We start from the raw sequence: 18,413 nt of genomic DNA, 5'->3' as shown, positions 1-18,413 counted from the left end.
GCTCGCCGGACTGGCGAGGCGTAGGCGCATCATCCGACCACGCTCCATTGGGCGGCTTGCAGCAGGGGATGTGCGAGACGCCGGCACGTGGCTTGTCGGCGATCGGCTAGCAAAATCCGGACCCATCAGGAACCGATCATCCCCGGAGTTTGAATTCGCGATCGCAGTCCTGAGGGAAGGCTCCGCGCCGACCAAGCTTATCCAGTTCGAGCGTTGGCCCGATCGAACGCCCCGCCCTGCCTCGGCCCGTGCCACGTACCGGCTGGTCGAGGATGGCCACCACCATGGCCCTGCCGTCGCCAGACTTAGTTCCGACGATCCTCGCTTGAGATCCGTCGCTATCACTTTAGGGTGCCCGCTTCAGGCGCATGTCATTCCAGAAGCGGACAGGCAGGAAACCACCCATCCAGGACATTGCCATCGCTGAAAACAGTCGGTCGGTCAGGCCTCTCTGATCACCCGATACACCTGCATACGAGAGCAGCCCAAAGCCGAAGCAATCGCGGCGGCCCCATCGCCTGCCGAAGCCATCGCCTTGATCCGCTCGCGGTCGAGGCGACGCTTGCCGCCAGCATACACGCCGCTGCCTTTCGCGCGCTCAATGCCCTCGCGCTGGCGCTCTTTGATGAAACGTCGCTCCATTTGCGCGACCATGCCGAGCACCGTCAGAACGACGTGACCCATTTCGCCTCGGGTCGAGACATGTGGGTCGAGCACGGTGACGTGGGCACCGCGTTGCTCAGCCTCGTGAATGAGGTTCAAGACATCTCGCGTGTCGCGGCCGAGCCGGTCGAGGCGCGTGACCACGAGTTCGTCGCCGGGCCGTAGGAACTCAAGCACGGTCGCCAGTTCGGCCCGGCCATCTCGGCTGCCACCGGAGACCTTCTCAGAACGGATGACCCCGCAGCCTTCGGCCTTCAGCTGGGCAACCTGCCCATCGAGATCCTGATCGAGCGTACTGACACGGGCGTAACCGATGCGGGCCATGGTTTGTAACCTCAGGGTGTAAGCCCGAGGCTACCTTGTCACAAATACCCGGTGTCAACCCAGATGTTACGATGATCGACGCCGACGATGTTACGTCACGCCAGGGTATACCCCGATGTCACGCAGCTACACTGATTGCAGCTTTGCGCCATAAGCGGGAGTTGGCTGCTTGTCTGGAAGCGGACGTTCGACAATCGACCCACATCGGGCATCCAAAAGTGCATCGAGCGTTCTCTAAAGCGGTCATGCCGTGCGGCCAGTCAGAGTGCTCGTGCCGAGCGCAGACGACCAGGGCCCCTGTGGGATGCCCTTGTGGCGCGTGCGGATGATGTTGCGGTGCGGGCGGCGTACGCCGCCCGACGATCACGCGGCGATGGTGTGCAGGTCGGTGTGGACGATGAAGGCCTTGCCTTCCTCGACCCAGCCGCTGCCGGCTGCTCCCTGGCGGATGCCCGCTGCCTCGTCCGACAATGCGAAGTGGTGCTGGCCCGTGTCCGCGTTGTAGAAGCGCACGAGCGCCTCTGTGCCCGCCGCCCCTTCCGCCGCTTTGGCCTGGAAGCTCATGCCCTCGTAGTAGTAGCTCGGCAGCCCCCTGAAGATGCTGTCGCGCTCGCCCGTGCTCGTGGTGAAGAAGTGCTCGCCCGGATCTGACCGAGGAACTTGACCCCGGATACAGCCTGCCGCGTCCCGATGGTCTGAGCGGGGCACTGGTCTGGAATACCCACTACGTCGAGTGTGCTTCGCAGGGGTTCGAGTGGCAGCCGGAATTTGCAGAGGTGACCGGCATTGTATGGGGCTGGCCGGCAAGAGGCGCGCCTGATCGCAACGCGGATGGAGTACGCCCGGAGCTACTTGGCCCATGCCCTGGACGATATGGCCGCCAGAGGCGAAATCACTGTCACCTGAGCCGACGCCTTTCAGCCCGTGTTGGTGATCCCGAGCTTCTGAAAAAAGATCGCGTTCCGCAGCCGCGCATCCTGCATCACCTTGCCGAACGGGACAATTTCCACGAACGCGGCCGGATTAGTCGTGTAACCAAAATAGCCCTCGCCATCGGGGGTTTTCTCAAACCGGCCGATAATCCGCTCCTCGAGCTGCGGTGTAATGTCGGCCACGACATAGCAGTGGAACGAGGTACTAGGACGGATGCCCCTTATGGCGCGGCCCCTGATATCCACTTCCCCGGACGTTTCCTTAAGCCGCTTCACATAGGAAAGCACCTGCTGAACAGGGTCTTTGCCTTTGTTGTATTCCTCGCGCATCGGCCTTTTGAATTCGACTATTACGACGGTGTCCGTATCCTCGCGCTCGCGCCAGGTCACACATGAATTGTAGAAAAAAGCCAGGTCTGGACGTTCATCGCTATCGAGGGTCGTGTAGTTCGACAGCCTCTCATCGGATGCGAAGTAGTTGAAGAACGCCAAACGGTCATCGAGCAGCCAAAGGTTATGGTCATCAATCGTCAGGCCCTTGGAGTCGATCCGCATAGGACAAAACAGCTGATGAAGCGCATCCTCCTTGCTGTAGGTTTCCTTATCGGAGTCATCGTACTCGAGGAGCGTTTCAAACAGATCGAGGACAGCCTTCCGGCGCGTGACATACTCGGCCAGAGCGCCGCGCTTTTCGTCAGCGATATAACCTGTGTACTCCTCGACCTTTTCCGTCAGCGGGCCTTTCAGCAGATCCCCGGTCTTGATCGACTTTTCGATGGCGACAAATTTCTTCTGTCTGCGGAACCTCGCACGGGACATTTCGAGGAAAATCTCCTCCTTCCCGTATGAGTTGGGCTGCAGGCCTTCCGCGAAGTTTTCGAGGTCGTCGGCCAAGTACAGGAACTGCGGATTTTCCGCGATCAAATCCCGGGTCGTTTCGACCTTCCGGGCAACCGCCTCCTCGATGTAGGGGCGCAGATAGTGGCGGGCAGCCTGACCGATGCCGCGCTTGATTTCCTCCACCTCAGACGGATCGAGGGTGAACGCCGTGCGCTCGCTGTTGACCTTCTGATCGAGGTAGGGGCTGGACGCGCAGGCGATGTAGACTGCTCCCTGTCTAGCGCCTTAAGGTCCAGCTGGTCGTCAATGGCGTAATCGATCACCGACCGGCTATCGCCCGCGATGAAAGCGAAGTTGAAGGCTGGCGGCTCGAACGGCATGCGCTTGTCGCACTTAAGCGACCAGACCGTGAGCGGGAAGGCGTCATCCCCTTCGCCAATCGTGATGGTCGTGGTGTCGTGGTCAACGATGCTCTCGCTAAACACGGTTTCAATTTCGGTTATGCCGTCATCCTCAACCGTCACCTTGGGCGCGTTGCCGGCGAAGAACAGCGGGACGAAGTGCGCCGCGATCCGGTTTTCAATGACGCCGTTCTTGACGGGGCAGCGGTTCTCATAAGGAGATTTGAGGCCCCGGAACCTGATGATGGTCCGGTGCGCGGGTTCGACCGTTGGCGTGTCCCGTTCAAGAATCTGATCCGTCTCAGACAGCCGGAAATCGAAGGCCCGGCGCTCCCAGCCTGCTTTGCCCTGATAGGTGCTATCGACGGATATCCGGTCGAACACCTTCAGCCAGGCCAGCCGGCCCACGCCCTTGCCGCCACGCGCCTCCTTCCACCGGGAGTCCGGCGTCCTGAAAGACCGGAAATGCTCCTCAGTGAACCCAATGCCGTTGTCCTCGACATCGAAGCCGATCACCCGGCCGGCAGGGTCATCCCCGAGCCTGACGACACGAACGAAGATCCGGCCCTTGATAGAGGCATCCGCATCGTAGAGGTCCGTGATCGAGTGGACCGAATTGCTGACCGCTTCCATGAGCGGCAGCAGGGCGTTTTTCTCGGTAGGGCGCAGGGCCAGCCGGTTCACTCGGCCGATGATATCGCTCTCGAGGTTTGCCACGTCACCATCCCTGAAGCGCCGCTCAGGGTCTGACGCCCGATTGGTCACGCTTGCGGTTATAGGCGGCCAACGGAACAGGCGGAAGGCGACATTCGGGCGTCCCCCACTGCCCGATTTGCGGGAGAAGTCGAGGCTCAGCCTTGTCGGTAGCGATAGCGGCCGAGGTTGCGAGGTGGCGAGACTGAACTACCCGACAGCGGACGTTGCCAGCGTCTGTGAGGGGTCATCAGCGGGCCATTCAAGCTTCCGGATTTGTCCTAAGCGGAAACCGATCCCGAGCCGTGATGCGTTCGGCAGGTAGGTCGCACACCTCCCCCTGGAAGATTCTCTAGCTTAAAAAGGCGCGCTCGTTCTCAAGCCGGTCCTCTTCAACATTGATGTACCAGCACCGCCGCCGACCGCTCCAGCGATAGTTACGAGCGTTCAGAACTTCCTTCGTGGCGATGGGCGAACCAGCGGCCTAACGCGCTCCGGCACCAGAGGCTGCTCAAGCCACGCGTGATAGGCAGGAACCAGCGCCCGGCCCGACCCGATAATGCGTGGGTCTCGGCTACCGTCGCCCGGAGTGGAAGCGGTAACGCCAGCCCCCCTCCAACCTGCGTTCCTCCGCGCTTTCTTCCGGGATGGGTTCCAGACGCAGCAGAATCATCGCGAAGCCGTTCTGCTGGAGATACACCTGCTCGTAGAGGGCCGGCGCACGGAGGTCGCGCTTCACATCGATCCAAAGATCGGGACTACACACGGCAATGTCGCTCGCGATGTTCGGCCGATGCGAACTGCGGTGATAAAGCGAGCCTGTCGGGACCGGGTTGCCACCCGCGCAGGCGACGGCAGGAAAGGAGAGGCTGCGATAGCACCGCTGCACCCGACCGTTGCCCGCCACTACGATGGCAATCCGCTCGGGGTGGTACTGCACGTAGGCCCGAGCCGCCGTCTCCCTACCGACCGCGAAGTCGCGTGCGAGCGTAAGAACGTGCTGCAGATCGGGCTCGCGAAAGGCCGCCATGGACCCTCGCAGCAGGTGCGGGGGCATCAGCAGGAGAGAGGCGAAGCGGTTGGCCTCGACCTCCCTGCGCTGCCGCTGGTCGCCCTCCTTGGCTTGCACGCGCAGCATGTCAGAACTCTTGCAAAGGAACCGGCCGGGCTGTTCCGGAACATGGTGCGCCATCAGGAAGTGGCCGAGTTCGTGCGCGATGGTGAAGCGGCGACGCGGTTCGCCCCCGCGCCTGGCGAGGATGGTTCCTTCGGATCGCTTCGCGTTGGTGACGAGGCCGCCCTCGAACTCGACAGTGTTCAGGTCCTCGATCCTGAAGATTCCGAGGCGTGCACACATCTCCTGGATCGGCACGGGCACCGAAAGGTTTGGCTCGGAATGTAGAATGCGTTTGACGAGCGCCTCCGGCGAGCCCGCGCCCCCGAGGTCTATCCTGCTGGTCGCCATCCGCGCAGTGTCTTCCCGTTCCTAAGCCGATTCATCAGGCTGCCACGCACACGTTATTCCGAAACCGGATTGCGGGACGTTCGTGCAGGCAGTGATCCGATGTCGCCGCGTGCATTGAGCGGTTGCTCGCTATTTAAACGAGACCTCCTTGCCGGGGATCAGCGCCTTGGGCAAAAAAGTCGCATTGATCAGAAGGCTGCATGTACCCCAAGCGCTCGGCCTCGCGCGCGCGAGGCGAAGTCCAGCGCGATCCAGCTTTAGCCGACACAAGCCGATGCAAAATGTGGGGTAAATTGGCGTTGGTCGCTAGACGTCAAGCCTAATTCCACAGCAATTACAATGGCTTGACTTGGTCAAATGGCGGAGGGAGCGGGATTAAACTGACCGCGCCACTGTCGCCAAGACGTATCATGTTCGTTGAAAAGCCATTGCGCATCAGGTGCTTGGCTTGCGCCGCTTGAAACATCCTGACCATAGTCTCTGCCAGATACCGCCTCGCTGATAGGGCCGGTGATAGGGCAGCATTCAGATGGCTCGCGCGCTTAACCGCCTCTCGGCCCGCTTCGTCGCTACGGCGGTGGAGGCCGGCCGGTATGCTGACGGCGGCAATCTCTACTTCTCCATTTCACCCAATGGCGGACGCCGGTGGGTCTTCCTGTTTCGGTGGCGCGGTAAGCCGACCGAGATGGGCTTAGGCTCTACGCGGGACGTCACGCTTGCTCGCGCCCGTGAGAAGGCCGCAGAGGCACGCGCGCTTGTCGCTGATGGCTTGAACCCGCTGGAGGCTCGCGAGACGAAGCGGGCCATCCCGTCCTTCGGTGACGCGGCAGATGCGCTGATCGCCAGCATGGAGCCTTCCTGGCGCAACCCGAAGCACGTCGCGCAATGGAAGATGACGCTGACGGAGTACGCTGGGCCGCTTCGTCGCAAGGCGGTGGATGCGGTGACCACAGAGGACGTGCTCGGCGTCCTTCGCCCAATCTGGCAGGCAAAGCCGGAAACCGCGTCGCGGGTCCGCGGGCGCATCGAGTCCGTGCTTGACGCTGCGCGGGCACAGGGGCACCGCGAAGGCGAGAACCCGGCGCGCTGGCGCGGTCACCTTGATAAGCTTCTTCCGGCCCGCAAGGTGCTCGCACGCGGCCACCACGCCGCTATGCCCTATGCCGACGTGCCGGAGTTCGTCGCGAAGCTGCGTGAAAAACCGACCATCTCAAATCTTGCCCTCGAGTTCACGATCCTGACCGCCGGCCGTTCCGGCGAGATCATGGGCGCGACCTGGGCCGAGGTTGATATCGCTAAGCGCCTGTGGTCGATCCCGGCTGACCGGATGAAAGGTGGGCGCCTGCATCAGGTGCCGCTCACCGATCGCATGATTGAGATCCTCGAGGGCATGCGCGAGCGGGGCGGCGCGTTCGTCTTTCCGGGTGGCAAAACCGATAAGCCGCTTTCCGTGATGGCGCTGACGATGGCGATGCGTCGTGCGGATGCTGGCCAATTCACGCCGCACGGCTTCCGGTCGGCGTTTCGCGATTGGTGCGGAGATGAGACCGACTTCCCCCGCGATGTCGCCGAGGCTGCCCTTGCGCATGCGCTCAGGGATGCGACGGAAGCCGCTTATCGTCGTGCGACGGCATTGGAGAAGCGCCGCTCTCTTATGATCGCGTGGGACGCTTTCGTGTCTCCGTCAAGCTCAGACAACGTTGTCGCCCTGCATGCGAGGAAGAGCGCATAAAGTTCACAGTGATGCTTGACAGCATGGAGCACCACTGGCACTTTATTCGTATTGGCAATTGCGCCACCGTTCTCAGGAAATCATCGGCTTGCTTCCTTATGTGGAAGCCGCCCCGACAGCAGCAGCTGGCGGATGGATTTCCTTGAGGTCAGCGCTGCTGAGCGACCTCGACATGATCGAGGTTTGCCAAATGGCAGCCCAGACAAGACTGATTTCTCCTAAAGAATTTGGTGACAGGCTCTGCTTGTCACGTTCGTCCATCTATCGACTGATGGAGGGCGAGCCAGGCTTTCCCCGTCCGGTGAAGGTCGCTCAGAAGCGCATTGCCTTCGTGGAGGCTGAGGCGGACGCCTATATCGCCGCCCGCATTGCCTCCCGACAGGAGCGTGCAGCATGAGCGCCGACATTCGCAGACAAGTGCTTGCCGCCATAGTTGCTTGCATGAGCAAAGCGATGAGTGAAGGGCGCAATCCCTGGATAGCAGCGGAAGCCGAGTTCCCCGGCACTCCGGGCGGCGTCCTTGGGGAGGCTTATTGCGAGGTTTCTGATGCTGAAGAGGAAGCCTGGTGGCAGACGATCGAGCGAACCATTGATGGCGAGGTGATCCGCAATGCGATCGCGGGCGCTGTGCCATCGTGAGTAGCGCCGCGGAGGCTCGGGAAGGAGACCAGCCCCTTTCTCCGCCGACCGATAAGCAGAGCTTTGCATCATGGAAGTTCGACCTACTCGACGCGATGATGCTCGACCCCAACGTCCGGCCGGTCGATTTCCAAGTGGCTTACTATCTTGTTCAGGGACTCAATCAGAAATCGCGATCCTTTAACGTCTCTGACGAAACAGCCTGCGTCGAGCTCAATTGCAAGCGGGACAGGCTGACCGACGCCAGGAGGCGCCTCAAGGCGAGCGAATGGTTGAGGGTCCGCCTTGGAAGGGGATTGGGCGATGGGAGCTGGTACGAGTTCGATGACTCAAGGGTCGAACGATTGCTTCAAGAAAGGGACGACAGGCGATCGATTCGGAAAGAAACGTGGACCGAACGGCGACTAGCGAAGGTGGAACAAGCCAAGCGCTGTGCGGAAAAAAGCCGGCACAGCGCAGAGACAAGGCGCAGTGCTGTTGTTCAGCGCTGTGCAGGAAAAACCCCGCACAACGATGAGCCTTATGCGGGAAAAACCCCGCATCGCTGTGCAGGAAAAACCCCGCACATACACCTGTTAGATACACCTAGCTCGGTTTCGCTGTCGGTGGAGGATATGACTCCAGAGCCACCGCCTGATGAGCCGTTCGACCGATCCGAGTGGGATCATGAGGACTGGCAAGCCCTCTACGAAGATCGCGCTGGGATCCTCGAATTCGATGGCGGCTATTCACGAGCCGAGGCTGAAGAGATGGCCGCCCTCGAAATCAGCAAGATGCGAGCGATCGCATGATTGAGCGCGCCGGCCGCTTCGCCGGATGAGGAGGACGTGATGGACGAAATCAAGTTAGAGGGCCCGCCCCGGACCACTGCGAAAATTGATGTTCTTGCTCCTACGGATCCAGTTGAGCGGCAGAAATTTGTTAATGCGCTGGAGCTTTTGGCTAAGACGTACCATGTTGATGGTCCCGAACCCGCTAGAAATAGTGTTGTGTCAGAGGCTGCTTTCAAGCTGGTTGCTGTAAGATTAGACCAGTTCGACGAAGACGGTACAAATTATGCCGAAGCATTAGCGGACGCTTATTTTGCAGCCAGAGCAAACGTTGTTGCCCGTTCAAGCACCACTATGGGCAATGCCTAAACTAATCGGCCGAGGAAAAAGCGGGCAGCAGATTCCTCGGCCTCATCACCCCGAACCGATGAGGAAACAAGATGACTATCCCGAGCCATACCACGACATCCCGTCAGTCCGAAAACGTCGCCAGCCGCCGGGCCGTGCTGATGGGGGCGGCATTGCCATTCGCGGCAATTCCCGACTTCTCAATGCCCTTACCCTCTCTCCCGACGCCAAGCCCTGACGCTGAGCTGATCCGGCAATGTCATGAGCACGCCCATCAATGGGAGCTCGCCAATAGCCTATCTGACGATGTAGAGGCAGACGCAGCGGTGGAGCGCTGTTCCGTGCTCTGCAGGATGATCGCCGGCATTAGGCCGCTGACGCCGATCGGCTTCGCCCACAAGGCGGAGATTGCGGCCCGCGAGAACGGTTTCGGAGGCATCCTGTCTGGCCGGAATCTCCATCCGCTCGATTATGACGGTGATCGGGTGATGTTCAGCCTTCTCGCGGATCTCATCCGGGTTGGAATGCCGGCCTGAACTTGCGGCGGATAACATCGCCATAGGCTGCATGCAGAGCTTGAGTGTGTCATGCGGTGCCAGCTAAGCTCACCGTATGACACTCCGCAGCGTATGGCGTTATACCCTCAACCTTTTTGGCACCCTGCTCCTAGCAATGGTCGCCGCTCCTTTTTCGTTAAACGTTGAAGAGCTAACTAAAAAGTTAGGCTTGGATCAGCTATTGGCTGATAATGGGCAGTCATTTGGTGCTTTGATTGTCCAATTTTTAGCTTCAGAGGCGTTGCATGTAATAGCCGCATTCGCAATAGGCGGTATGCTATCTGTATGGGTTGATCGCTTTATTGTTTGGAAGTCACAAGCCTCACGTGAGCAGAGGTTAACTTCACTTGGATATTCAGCATTGGAGATGGCGCGACGTCTCGAAAGGCGTATCGAACGCGAGAGTTTCAGCTTTGGCGGTCCAGATACACGCCTGGGGCCCGACCTTGTATCTTTGACCATCGACTTTGAGAATCTCGGAGTTAGGCCGCCTAGATTGCCACCCGAATACACTGATGAAGAGGCAAACAAGATCGCGCAGTACCTTCTAATGATAGGAAGCTTATTGACCAATGGTCATCACAATGAGGCCATTGCTTATTCCGAAAGGCACGGAGAAAAACTTGCCCAAAATTAACGACATTGATCGTGCGGCAATCTGTCATTGATCGCATCAATTGCCATTCATTGCAGTTAGTTACGCCTGAAACTTCGTCTAAGTCGTTGTACCAGTGAGTCAAAAGTGCTTGCCAAACCGCGCGGTTTGCGGGTAGCAAATAGGCACACCCGGAACCGCGCCTAAAGCGTTTCGGACATTTCTCGAAAAGCTGACCAATTGCACCACCCGGTCTCGCCGGGTGGGATCTCCTGACGCATGAGCGCCAGGAGACCCGTAGGCTAAGTCTTGGGCTTTTTGGGAGGGGCGACGCGTACCCGCTCCTTCTCCGTCGTCTTCGGATGCTTTTCTGCGTAATCTTTATCCACGAACTGACCGTCACCCGAATCACGGTACACCGTTTTCTTCGGCTCTTTGGGCGGCATTAGAATCTCCTTGGTCTGGGGACACTGATGCTGGCCGCAGTAATTGAGCCAGTACAGCGCAATTCAAATCTTTGCGTTCGATATCCACCACTATTGATTACACCGCCCGGCCTCGCCGCGTGGTGCTTTCGCACGTCTGGATCCCCTCATGCCCCCAGAATGGAACCACGTCTGCGACCTCTCCACCCTTCAGCGTGATCGTAATTCTGAGATCCGCTTGCGCCTAGTGGAAGGCCGGAAAGGCTATGCGGTGGAGATCCGCAAACATGACATGAGCCATCACCACGACGGCATGAACGCCGCCGGCCCTGGATTGCTGGTCTTCTCGGATCGCATCCCCGAATTGATTGCAGCCCTTGAGAGGGGGCACAGCGCCGCCAGCGCTCTTCGCCAGGCGGGCCGCGTTTGATGTGGCCGTTCTCTGGATCGAAGGATGAGGCGAAAGCCGCACCGCCTACCCAGACAGCGACCTTAGCCGAGCCTGACGAGGAGCTTTCGATGCTCCTGACGGGTGGCTACGGCGTCGGGACAGCATCAGGCGAGGCGATTGGGCCGCGATCCGCGATGAGGGTTCCGGCGGTCCTGGCTGCCGTCCGCGTGATTGCGAACACCGTCGCTTCCCTCGATGTCAGGGTGATGCGCTTGCAAGCCGACGGGACCGGCGTCGAGGACTTCGCGCACCCCGCAAACCGATTGCTTGCCCGGCCTGCGCCTTGGCAAGGCCGGTTCACCTACCTTCAGAGCCTCGGCTTCGACGCGCTTCAGCACGGCGCCGGCTACGCGGTAGCGAACCGGCTTCGAGGCGAGGTTCGAGAGATCATCCGCATCCAGCCCGGCCGGCTAATGTGTGAGGTCAATTTAGACACGGGCGAGCCGACCTATCGCTATGGCAACCGGATCTATGAATGGCAGGACGTCGTTCACCTTCAGCCTTTGCCATCAAACAACGGCGAGGTGACAAGCGTCGTCAGTCTCGCCCGCGAAGGAATCGGTTTCGCTGCCGTCTTGCAGCGGCACGGGGCGCAGCTCTTCGGCAACGGTGCCAAGCCCGGCGGTATCCTGAGCGTGAAGCCGGCGGCGGGCTCAAATGTGGTCTCGCCAATCACCCTCAAGAATGTTGTTGCCGTTTGGCAGAAGACATTCGGTGCGCTCAGTGGTGGCAGCGGCAAGACGGCGGCGCTTCCGGCTGATGTGTCCTACCAATCGCTAGCATTAAACAGCGTAGACGCTCAGTACTTAGAGCTTTGGAAGCTCGCTGTCATTGAGATTGCCCGCGCGTTCGGCGTGCCTCCGCAATTCCTGCAGGATCTAGAGCGGACCACGCACACAAACGCCGAAGAGCTTGGGCTTCAGTTCGTGCAGTTTTGCATTAAGCCGTTCTGCGACATGGTGACGGAAGCGCATGAGCGAGTTCTCTTCTCAGATGAAGAGCGGCACACCCATTATATCGAGTTCGATTATTCGGACCTAACCAAACCTAACACAGTCTCGCTCTACGACGCGCTGACTAAGGGTGTCGGCGGCGGATTGCTCACCCCGAACGGTGGGCGACGCAAGATCGGTGAACCGCCCGTGGAGGGTGGTGACGACCTCTTGGTCCCGCTCAACACGCGCCCGGTCAACCAGCCAGCCCTGACGCAAGAGAAGCCCGCCGATCCGCCCGCACAGCCGGAAGAGCCCGCACCCGAGGCAACCCCATGAGCCAGACCAAGGCCGGCCTAGTCCTGCCATTCGAGGCGAAGGCCGTTGACGATACCGGCACCTTCGAGGGCTACGCCTCGACCTACACCGTGGACCAGGGGCGCGACCGGGTTGTGCCCGGCGCCTTCCGCAAGAGCCTCGTGGATCGCCCCGCGTTCCGCGTGAAGATGCTGCGCGACCACGATCCCCGCCAGCTTATCGGTGTCTGGACCGACCTCGCAGAGGATACCAAGGGGCTCCACGCTCGCGGCCGGATCGTCATGGAAACGCAGGCCGGACGCGAAGCGCACGCCCTGATGAAGGCCGGGGCTCTCGACGCGATGAGCATCGGCTTCCGTACCCTTCGCGACCGCCTCGACAAGGCGAAGGGCGAACGCCTCCTCGAAGAGATCGACCTTCGAGAGATCAGCCTTACCGGATTTCCAATGAACGAGGCCGCGACGGTCTCGCGCGTCAAGCACTCCTTCCACAACCCGGCAGAGGCGCGCCGCCTCGTGGCCGCTCTCGACCGCGCCGCGATGGCGCTGAAAGGACATTGATCATGGACATGCGACAGGATGGTTTCGACCTCGACGCGCTCGAGGTGAAGGACGAGACCGGCGGCGACCAGAACCAGGGCGGCGCGGGCGGTGATACCGACGTGGCCGCTGCCGTCGAGCGACTTCAGACCGGCTTCGATACAAAGATGGCCGAGATGGGCCGCGACCTGAAGGCCGCGAAGGATCGCGCCGACGCGCTGGAAATCAAGATGAACCGCCCCGGTGGTCATCTCCTGTCTCTGGACGCCAAGCCGCCCCTGACCGGTGAACAGAAGGCATTCCTCGGCTTCGTCCGAGGCGGCGAAAGCTACCTGCCCGAGGAAGAGCGCAAGATGCTCAGGGTTGCCGAGGGGCCGACCGGCGGCTTCCTCGCACCGCCCGAGTTCACCACGGAACTCATCCGCAACCTCGTGCAGATCAGCCCCGTCCGTGCAGCGGCCCGCGTCAGCAGCATGTCGGCCGGCAGCATCTACGTCCCGAAGCGCACGAGCAACGTCACGGCGCAGTGGGTGGGCGAGATCGAGACGCGGCAGGAGACGCAGCCTGGCTTCGGACAGATCGAGATCGTCGCTCACGAGGCGAGCGCGTTCGTGGACGTCAGCAACCAGTTGCTTGAAGACGCCGCAATCGACGTGGCCGCCGAACTGACCCTCGGCTTCGGTGAAGAGTTCGGACGGGTCGAAGGGCAGGCATTCCTCCTTGGTAATGGCGTCAAGAAGCCCTTCGGATTGCTCAACGCCGAAGGGCTGCGCACGATGCCCCTGACCGTGGCGGAGTTCGCTGGCACCGCTACGGGTACGACGGCGAAGAGGCTCGATTCTGCCCTCGTCGCCATGATGTACGACTTGCCCGCGTTCTTCCGGGCCACCGCCGTCTGGATGATGTCCGGCCCGACCATCGCGCTTGTCCGTGGGATGAAGGACGGCAACGGCCGGTTCCTGTGGCAGGAAAGCCTGTCTGCGGGCGAGCCTCCGACCCTCCTCGGCCATCAGGTGGTCGAAGCCGTGGACATGCCGAACGGCCTCGCCAGCGGCGATATCCCGATCCTCTTCGGCGACTTCAAGCGATCCTACCGCATCATGGACCGCGTGGGTGTGTCCATCCTTCGTGACCCGTACACGCTCGCCCGTGTCGGCCAGACCCGCTTTTATGGCCGGATGCGCGTCGGCGGCGCCCCCGTTCAGACGGAAGCCTATCGCGGTCTCAAGGTCGCCTGATAACGGCCGGCGCGCAGCCCGCGCCGGTTCCCTGCCCGCATTCAAGATCACAGGAGCAGCGCAGATGCGCGACTGGCAAAGCAGCATGGCGACCGTGAGCGCCATCAATCCGGCGACCTATGTCGATGATCCGGCTTCCATCACCATCGATCGATCCGGCTTCGATTCCGTGACGTTCGCCCTGAGCTTCGGCGTAGGCGGCATCACCTTCACCACTGCCAATCGCCTCGACTTCATCATGGAGCACAGCGACGACGGCACCACCTGGGACGCGGTGGGCGCCGACAACGTGCTGGGTGCCCCTGTGTCAGGCGCCGGCATCGTGCTCAGTCAGCGCACCGCTCATGCGGCAGCTACCGTGCATCGTATCGGCTACGTGGATGGCACAATCGGGGATCGTCGCTATGTGCGGCTGCGACCCGACTTCGTTGGCACCCATGCCACAGGCACGCCGCTGTCAGCCATCGCCATCCTGGGCGAGGCCCGCGAGCTGCCGAGAGCAGCCTAGCCTGTGAAGCGGGCCCCTCGCCGCTGTGCCTGCGGTCACACCGTACAGCCTGGCAAGGCATGTCCCTGTCAGGTGCGGCGTGGCTACAGCGCAGACGGCAAGCGCCCGTCCGCCCACAGGCGAGGCTACACGGCAGAGTGGAGGGCAGCAGCAGCCGCCTTCCTCGCCCGACCTGAGAACAGGTTGTGCGCCTGCGGATGCGGGAAGCGAGCCGAGATGGTGGACCACAAGCACGGTCGGGCTGGCTCACGGATGATGGACCCGAGCGGCTGGCAGCCAATGACCATCGCCTGCAACTCCCGAAAGAACGCCACACACGAAGGCGGATTCGGCAACTCCCACAACTGAGGACAGGGCAATGGAAGTTCATACCGACGCAATGAAGCAGCACCCCGAAGCTCTCATCCATGCCGGCATCTACAACGGCACCGTGAGCGTCCATCTGCACGACTTCCTCAAAGAACGCGTTCGCGTGATGCATATGCAGCGAGAGCTTGAGGAAGCGAAAGCCCGCCCTTCCGCCCTCGAAGAGCATCTACGCGCCTTCCCTGGTGTCCTCTACCGGAAGGGTCATGACGGTGAGCCTGTCGTGTCCTGGGAGCTACAGGACTGGCTTACCAAGCGAGAGGCTTTGCTTCCCGCCGACAAGTAGGGGGGAGGGGTCCGAACTAACGAAAACTCTTCGACGGGAGACCTCGCCTCCCTCTTGTTGAACACAATCCGAATTTTCTCTCTCGTTGCGGTGATTTTTATGGACGCCTTGACCCTAATCACGCCGCCCGAATTGATCGTTGAGATCGAAGACGCTCGCAATTTTCTCCGCATCACGGACGAAGAGACGAACGTTCTCAACGACGATCCGCTAATCCGTAGTCTGATCGAGACCGCGACTGCCTATGTGGATGGGCCCGAAGGTTTGCTCGGCCGCTCGCTGGGCCGTCAGAAGTGGCGGCTGATGCTCGACGGATTCCCGCGTGATGGGATCGAGCTTCCGCTTCCGCCGCTGCAATCGGTGGACCTGATCCGCTACACGGCGCCGGACGGCACAACTGCGGACCTCCCTTCGACAGCCTATCGCGTCGCGATCCCCGGCGCTGCGCCCGGCGTGATCCGGCCTCGCGGCCTCTGGCCCATGGTGGCGCTGGGAGAGGCTACCGTCGAGGTGCAGTTCACCGCTGGATATGACACCGTTCCGGCACCAATCCGCACCGCCATCCTTCAGCACGTCGCGCTCCTGTACGAGAACCGCGAGACCTCTGCTTATGGCTCATCGTCATTCCAGACAGTGCCGTTCGCAGGGGTGGCCCTTATCGAGCCCTATGTGCGCTGGAGCTTTGGCGCGTGAGGGCCGGCCAGCGAGACCGCCGCATCGTCATTGAGGGGCCGACCTACACCCGCGACCCAGAGACGAACGAAGAGATTGAGACCTTCGGCCCTGTCGCTCGCGTCTGGGGGCAGCGAAAGGACACCGGCGGTGGCGAGTTCCTGAAGGCCGGCGCCATCGTTGCCGAGGAACGTGCCCTCTTCTGGATACCCTGGCGTTCCGATCTCACCACGTTGCATCAGATCGTGTGTGAGGGACTGACGTGGCGCATCGAGGCGTTCCGCGAATTGTCCGGCCGACGCCGATACCTCGAGATCCAATGCACGACGACGCGGGGGGCGTCGAATGCCTAACGTCCTGCGCCTCGTGCCGAAGGCTCCGAAGTCCTCCGCACCGCGTGGCCTGCCGAAGGCCGCTCGCGACGAGTGGGACCGCCTCGCGCCGATGTTGCGGGTTCGCGGCACCCTCACGGCTGAGAACGAGCCCCTACTAGGCGCCTACGTCGGCGCGGTGGCGCTCATAGCCGAGATCGATCGCGAGCTAGGTAAGCGGGGCACCAAGCTCACCATACCCGGCCCCGGCGGCGTTCCTCGCGTTCATCCGCTTATCGGAGCTCGCAACAAGGCGTCTCAGAACGCCCTTCAGTTCGCTAAGCGCCTTGGCATCATCGGCAGCGGCGCACCGTCCCCATCACCGAACCAGGGGGGCGAGAGTGGCGACGCTTATTCCGACCTGGGCATTTGACGATAGCGAGATACCGGACCCGCACGGCAGAGCCGCGCGGATGCTCCAATTCGCCGACCTACTGACGCACCCGGCGGCGACAGGCGATGACCGCCGGCTGCTTCCTCACCGCTGGCAACGTCGCATCGTGCAGCGGATCATGGGGCCGTCCAACGTAGCGGGCGAGCGCGAGGTGCGAACCGTCTTCATGTTGCTGCCACGCGGGGCACGGAAGACGACCCTCACGTCCGTCCTGGCACTAGGCCACACCATCGGCCCGGCGCAGCGTCCGACCGGCCTCGCCATCTCAGCCGCGTCCGATACGAAGCAGGCCCGGCTTGCCTTCGATGAAGCAAAGGAGATGATCCGCCTCGATGGGCGCATTTCCAGCGCCACGCGGGTCCGCGACACGATCAAGCGGATAGAGCATCCAAAGAGCCGGAGCGTCTACGTGGCGATTTCGGCCGACGCGGACGCGGCTCACGGGTCAACACCGCACTACCTCGCGATTGATGAGCTCCACGTCTGGCCCGGTTATTCGCTCTGGACGGCGCTCAAGTCCGGCGCCTCGAAGGTGTCGGGCGCGCTTACGGTCATCACCACAACGGCGGGCGAGCGGGCCGAGGGCGTGTGCTGGGAGCTGTATCGCTACGCCCTGGAGGTGCAAGCCGGCCGGAAGGTGGACCCTTCGTTCCTCCCCGTCCTGTTCGCCGCCGATCCGAAAGACGACTGGACCGACGAGGCCGTGTGGCACGCGGTGAATCCGGGCCTTGCGGATGGCTTCCCCGACCTTCCAAGCCTCCAATCCGAGATGATCCTTGCGCGGGACATCCCGGCGCTCGCCGCCGGCTTCAAGCAAACTCACCTAAACATCTGGACCGACGGCGCGGCCGCCGGCTGGATCGACGCGGACGCTTATGACGAGGGCGGGAAGCCGCCAATCGACCACGACGAGTTGGCAGAGCTACCGGCGGCGGTGGCGGTGGACATGAGCCGCACCTTCGACATGACCGGGATAGTGGTCGCCTTCCGCGACGAGGCGGGTGTCTATTCGGTCCTGCCCTTCGCCCTCCTACCGGAGACCGCCTATCGGAAGCGTTCGCAGTCATCTCCACAGTACGATTGGAAGGGCTGGCGAGACAGCGGCGTTCTGATCGTCACGCCCGGCGATGTGATCCCCGAGGAGGTGATAGAGGCCAAGGTGCGCGAGCTATGCGGCCTGTACGCGGTGCAGACTGTCGGGTTCGATCCGAAGTTTGCCGGCCGGATCACGGCACGTCTCGCAGCGGATGACATTCCGGTTGTCGAATGCCCTCAGACCCCGGCGCATCTCGCCCCGTTCTATGTCGAGATGCAGCGCGCCATGCTCGCCCGCAAGTTCCGGCACGGGGGCGCACCTGTCCTGCGCCATGCGGTGCTCAACGCGGTGCCCGTGGTCTCCGACAATAACCTTTTCTATCTCTCTAAGAAGAAGTCGGCGGCAGCGATTGACGTTGCAGTTGCCTGCGGAATGGCGGTTGGCCTGCTAGGCGCGGAGCCTCCCGGCGAAGACTACTTCGCGTCCGAAGACTTCGATCCTGACATGATGGTGCTGGCATGATCGGCGGCAGTCTCGTGAACTTGGCTCTGTTCGCTCACCAGCTGAAGAGCATGGAGGACAAGCTTCGCGCCGCGGCACAGGCTAGAGCCGAGGAAGAGGCCCAGCGCGCTGTCGAGGCGATGCAGGCGCAGATCCCGGAGGATTCCGGCACGGCCCGCGAGAGCATCCGATGGGAGCCGCTACCGAACCAGGGCGGCGCCCGCGTCATGGCCGGCGGACCTGAGACCACGAAGGATAGCTACGACTACGTGAAGGCCATCGAGTGGGGCCGGCCGCCAAGCAACAGCGGGCCGGGACAAGCAGCGCACCCGTTCTTTCGGCCGGTGCAGGACGAGACCAACGGCAAGGGCCTGGAGCGCATGGCGCAGGGCATCGCCTCCGACATGAAGGAATGAC

At 61.7% G+C, this 18,413-nt stretch carries 24 protein-coding genes; 18 read left to right on the top strand and 6 right to left on the bottom strand.

What is annotated here, in order from left to right; all coding sequences use genetic code 11:
- Positions 1 to 441: 441 nt before the first annotated feature.
- The 5 genes from AC0IXR_RS18710 to AC0IXR_RS18690 form a co-directional block, all read right to left on the bottom strand.
- Positions 442 to 987, bottom strand: coding sequence for a recombinase family protein (locus AC0IXR_RS18710; RefSeq protein ID WP_471761765.1), 546 nt, complete (start codon positions 985 to 987; stop codon positions 442 to 444).
- A 363-nt stretch (positions 988 to 1,350) separates the two neighbouring features.
- Positions 1,351 to 1,695 (bottom strand): hypothetical protein, encoded by a 345-nt coding sequence (locus AC0IXR_RS18705; protein WP_471761763.1) that lies wholly within the window; start codon positions 1,693 to 1,695, stop codon positions 1,351 to 1,353.
- A gap of 209 nt (positions 1,696 to 1,904) precedes the next feature.
- The gene (locus AC0IXR_RS18700) at positions 1,905 to 2,942 is read right to left on the bottom strand and encodes a hypothetical protein (protein WP_471761762.1); all 1,038 of its coding nucleotides are present in this window, start codon (positions 2,940 to 2,942) and stop codon (positions 1,905 to 1,907) included.
- The gene (locus AC0IXR_RS18695) at positions 2,840 to 3,877 is read right to left on the bottom strand and encodes an ATP-binding protein (RefSeq protein ID WP_471761761.1); all 1,038 of its coding nucleotides are present in this window, start codon (positions 3,875 to 3,877) and stop codon (positions 2,840 to 2,842) included. Before AC0IXR_RS18695 ends, AC0IXR_RS18700 begins: the two co-directional genes overlap by 103 nt.
- A gap of 550 nt (positions 3,878 to 4,427) precedes the next feature.
- Positions 4,428 to 5,318, bottom strand: a complete 891-nt coding sequence (locus AC0IXR_RS18690) for an ImmA/IrrE family metallo-endopeptidase (RefSeq protein ID WP_471761760.1) — start codon at positions 5,316 to 5,318, stop codon at positions 4,428 to 4,430.
- A gap of 529 nt (positions 5,319 to 5,847) precedes the next feature.
- Here AC0IXR_RS18690 and AC0IXR_RS18685 point away from each other — a divergent pair.
- The 7 genes from AC0IXR_RS18685 to AC0IXR_RS18655 all read left to right on the top strand — a co-directional run bounded on the left by AC0IXR_RS18685 (position 5,848) and on the right by AC0IXR_RS18655 (position 10,001).
- Positions 5,848 to 7,050 (top strand): tyrosine-type recombinase/integrase, encoded by a 1,203-nt coding sequence (locus AC0IXR_RS18685; RefSeq protein WP_471761759.1) that lies wholly within the window; start codon positions 5,848 to 5,850, stop codon positions 7,048 to 7,050.
- A gap of 88 nt (positions 7,051 to 7,138) precedes the next feature.
- Positions 7,139 to 7,447, top strand: a complete 309-nt coding sequence (locus AC0IXR_RS18680; protein WP_471761758.1) for a helix-turn-helix transcriptional regulator — start codon at positions 7,139 to 7,141, stop codon at positions 7,445 to 7,447.
- Positions 7,444 to 7,689 (top strand): hypothetical protein, encoded by a 246-nt coding sequence (locus AC0IXR_RS18675; protein WP_471761757.1) that lies wholly within the window; start codon positions 7,444 to 7,446, stop codon positions 7,687 to 7,689. The genes AC0IXR_RS18680 and AC0IXR_RS18675 overlap by 4 nt, the downstream gene beginning before the upstream one ends.
- Positions 7,686 to 8,480 carry a hypothetical protein gene (locus tag AC0IXR_RS18670; protein WP_471761756.1) on the top strand — a complete coding sequence of 265 codons (795 nt, stop codon included), beginning with the start codon at positions 7,686 to 7,688 and terminating at the stop codon, positions 8,478 to 8,480. Before AC0IXR_RS18675 ends, AC0IXR_RS18670 begins: the two co-directional genes overlap by 4 nt.
- A gap of 39 nt (positions 8,481 to 8,519) precedes the next feature.
- On the top strand, positions 8,520 to 8,828 hold the full coding sequence (locus AC0IXR_RS18665) for a hypothetical protein (protein ID WP_471761755.1): 309 nt from the start codon (positions 8,520 to 8,522) through the stop codon (positions 8,826 to 8,828).
- 332 nt (positions 8,829 to 9,160) lie between these two features.
- On the top strand, positions 9,161 to 9,343 hold the full coding sequence (locus AC0IXR_RS18660) for a hypothetical protein (RefSeq protein ID WP_471761754.1): 183 nt from the start codon (positions 9,161 to 9,163) through the stop codon (positions 9,341 to 9,343).
- 76 nt (positions 9,344 to 9,419) lie between these two features.
- Positions 9,420 to 10,001, top strand: coding sequence for a hypothetical protein (locus AC0IXR_RS18655; protein ID WP_471761753.1), 582 nt, complete (start codon positions 9,420 to 9,422; stop codon positions 9,999 to 10,001).
- Positions 10,002 to 10,261: 260 nt separating this feature from the next.
- On the opposite strand, the gene AC0IXR_RS18650 is transcribed toward AC0IXR_RS18655, so the two are convergent.
- Positions 10,262 to 10,405 (bottom strand): hypothetical protein, encoded by a 144-nt coding sequence (locus tag AC0IXR_RS18650; RefSeq protein WP_471761752.1) that lies wholly within the window; start codon positions 10,403 to 10,405, stop codon positions 10,262 to 10,264.
- Positions 10,406 to 10,553: 148 nt separating this feature from the next.
- On the opposite strand from AC0IXR_RS18650, the gene AC0IXR_RS18645 reads away from it, so the two are divergent.
- The 11 genes from AC0IXR_RS18645 (at position 10,554) to AC0IXR_RS18595 (ending at position 18,412) form a co-directional block, all read left to right on the top strand.
- Positions 10,554 to 10,814, top strand: coding sequence for a hypothetical protein (locus tag AC0IXR_RS18645; protein WP_471761751.1), 261 nt, complete (start codon positions 10,554 to 10,556; stop codon positions 10,812 to 10,814).
- 89 nt (positions 10,815 to 10,903) lie between these two features.
- Positions 10,904 to 12,106: a phage portal protein gene (locus tag AC0IXR_RS18640; RefSeq protein WP_471761750.1), complete on the top strand. Its 1,203-nt coding sequence runs from the start codon at positions 10,904 to 10,906 to the stop codon at positions 12,104 to 12,106.
- Complete coding sequence (locus AC0IXR_RS18635; RefSeq protein WP_471761749.1) at positions 12,103 to 12,645, top strand: HK97 family phage prohead protease; 543 nt, start codon at positions 12,103 to 12,105, stop codon at positions 12,643 to 12,645. The genes AC0IXR_RS18640 and AC0IXR_RS18635 overlap by 4 nt, the downstream gene beginning before the upstream one ends.
- A gap of 2 nt (positions 12,646 to 12,647) precedes the next feature.
- Positions 12,648 to 13,862: a phage major capsid protein gene (locus AC0IXR_RS18630; RefSeq protein ID WP_471761748.1), complete on the top strand. Its 1,215-nt coding sequence runs from the start codon at positions 12,648 to 12,650 to the stop codon at positions 13,860 to 13,862.
- 64 nt (positions 13,863 to 13,926) lie between these two features.
- Entirely contained in the window at positions 13,927 to 14,370 is a 444-nt protein-coding gene (locus AC0IXR_RS18625) for a hypothetical protein (RefSeq protein ID WP_471761747.1), read from the top strand.
- A 358-nt stretch (positions 14,371 to 14,728) separates the two neighbouring features.
- Positions 14,729 to 15,022 (top strand): hypothetical protein, encoded by a 294-nt coding sequence (locus AC0IXR_RS18620; RefSeq protein WP_471761746.1) that lies wholly within the window; start codon positions 14,729 to 14,731, stop codon positions 15,020 to 15,022.
- Positions 15,023 to 15,076: 54 nt separating this feature from the next.
- Positions 15,077 to 15,715, top strand: coding sequence for a head-tail connector protein (locus AC0IXR_RS18615; RefSeq protein ID WP_471761745.1), 639 nt, complete (start codon positions 15,077 to 15,079; stop codon positions 15,713 to 15,715).
- Positions 15,712 to 16,047, top strand: coding sequence for a phage head closure protein (locus AC0IXR_RS18610; RefSeq protein ID WP_471761744.1), 336 nt, complete (start codon positions 15,712 to 15,714; stop codon positions 16,045 to 16,047). The genes AC0IXR_RS18615 and AC0IXR_RS18610 overlap by 4 nt, the downstream gene beginning before the upstream one ends.
- Positions 16,040 to 16,438 carry a P27 family phage terminase small subunit gene (locus AC0IXR_RS18605; RefSeq protein WP_471761743.1) on the top strand — a complete coding sequence of 133 codons (399 nt, stop codon included), beginning with the start codon at positions 16,040 to 16,042 and terminating at the stop codon, positions 16,436 to 16,438. Before AC0IXR_RS18610 ends, AC0IXR_RS18605 begins: the two co-directional genes overlap by 8 nt.
- 40 nt (positions 16,439 to 16,478) lie before the next feature.
- A complete protein-coding gene (locus tag AC0IXR_RS18600; RefSeq protein WP_471761742.1) occupies positions 16,479 to 18,017 on the top strand; it encodes a terminase large subunit in 1,539 nt (512 codons plus the stop codon).
- The gene (locus AC0IXR_RS18595; protein ID WP_471761741.1) at positions 18,014 to 18,412 is read left to right on the top strand and encodes an HK97-gp10 family putative phage morphogenesis protein; all 399 of its coding nucleotides are present in this window, start codon (positions 18,014 to 18,016) and stop codon (positions 18,410 to 18,412) included. Before AC0IXR_RS18600 ends, AC0IXR_RS18595 begins: the two co-directional genes overlap by 4 nt.
- Position 18,413 lies beyond the last annotated feature (1 nt).

Source organism: Methylobacterium sp. AC832, from assembly GCF_979256025.1.
Note: the sequence above shows the minus strand (reverse complement) of the source record. Positions and strands in the feature narration are given on the sequence as shown.

Excerpts from the sequence above, each read along its gene's own strand:
- AC0IXR_RS18710 (WP_471761765.1), bottom strand. The coding sequence starts at position 987 with ATGGCCCGCATCGGTTACGCCCGTGTCAGTACGCTCGATCAGGATCTC.
- AC0IXR_RS18690 (WP_471761760.1), bottom strand. The coding sequence starts at position 5,318 with ATGGCGACCAGCAGGATAGACCTCGGGGGCGCGGGCTCGCCGGAGGCG.
- AC0IXR_RS18685 (WP_471761759.1), top strand. The coding sequence starts at position 5,848 with ATGGCTCGCGCGCTTAACCGCCTCTCGGCCCGCTTCGTCGCTACGGCG.
- AC0IXR_RS18675 (WP_471761757.1), top strand. The coding sequence starts at position 7,444 with ATGAGCGCCGACATTCGCAGACAAGTGCTTGCCGCCATAGTTGCTTGC.
- AC0IXR_RS18665 (WP_471761755.1), top strand. The coding sequence starts at position 8,520 with ATGGACGAAATCAAGTTAGAGGGCCCGCCCCGGACCACTGCGAAAATT.
- AC0IXR_RS18660 (WP_471761754.1), top strand. The coding sequence starts at position 9,161 with ATGATCGCCGGCATTAGGCCGCTGACGCCGATCGGCTTCGCCCACAAG.
- AC0IXR_RS18655 (WP_471761753.1), top strand. The coding sequence starts at position 9,420 with ATGACACTCCGCAGCGTATGGCGTTATACCCTCAACCTTTTTGGCACC.
- AC0IXR_RS18650 (WP_471761752.1), bottom strand. The coding sequence starts at position 10,405 with ATGCCGCCCAAAGAGCCGAAGAAAACGGTGTACCGTGATTCGGGTGAC.
- AC0IXR_RS18645 (WP_471761751.1), top strand. The coding sequence starts at position 10,554 with ATGCCCCCAGAATGGAACCACGTCTGCGACCTCTCCACCCTTCAGCGT.
- AC0IXR_RS18640 (WP_471761750.1), top strand. The coding sequence starts at position 10,904 with ATGCTCCTGACGGGTGGCTACGGCGTCGGGACAGCATCAGGCGAGGCG.
- AC0IXR_RS18635 (WP_471761749.1), top strand. The coding sequence starts at position 12,103 with ATGAGCCAGACCAAGGCCGGCCTAGTCCTGCCATTCGAGGCGAAGGCC.
- AC0IXR_RS18630 (WP_471761748.1), top strand. The coding sequence starts at position 12,648 with ATGGACATGCGACAGGATGGTTTCGACCTCGACGCGCTCGAGGTGAAG.
- AC0IXR_RS18625 (WP_471761747.1), top strand. The coding sequence starts at position 13,927 with ATGCGCGACTGGCAAAGCAGCATGGCGACCGTGAGCGCCATCAATCCG.
- AC0IXR_RS18620 (WP_471761746.1), top strand. The coding sequence starts at position 14,729 with ATGGAAGTTCATACCGACGCAATGAAGCAGCACCCCGAAGCTCTCATC.
- AC0IXR_RS18605 (WP_471761743.1), top strand. The coding sequence starts at position 16,040 with ATGCCTAACGTCCTGCGCCTCGTGCCGAAGGCTCCGAAGTCCTCCGCA.
- AC0IXR_RS18600 (WP_471761742.1), top strand. The coding sequence starts at position 16,479 with ATGCTCCAATTCGCCGACCTACTGACGCACCCGGCGGCGACAGGCGAT.
- AC0IXR_RS18595 (WP_471761741.1), top strand. The coding sequence starts at position 18,014 with ATGATCGGCGGCAGTCTCGTGAACTTGGCTCTGTTCGCTCACCAGCTG.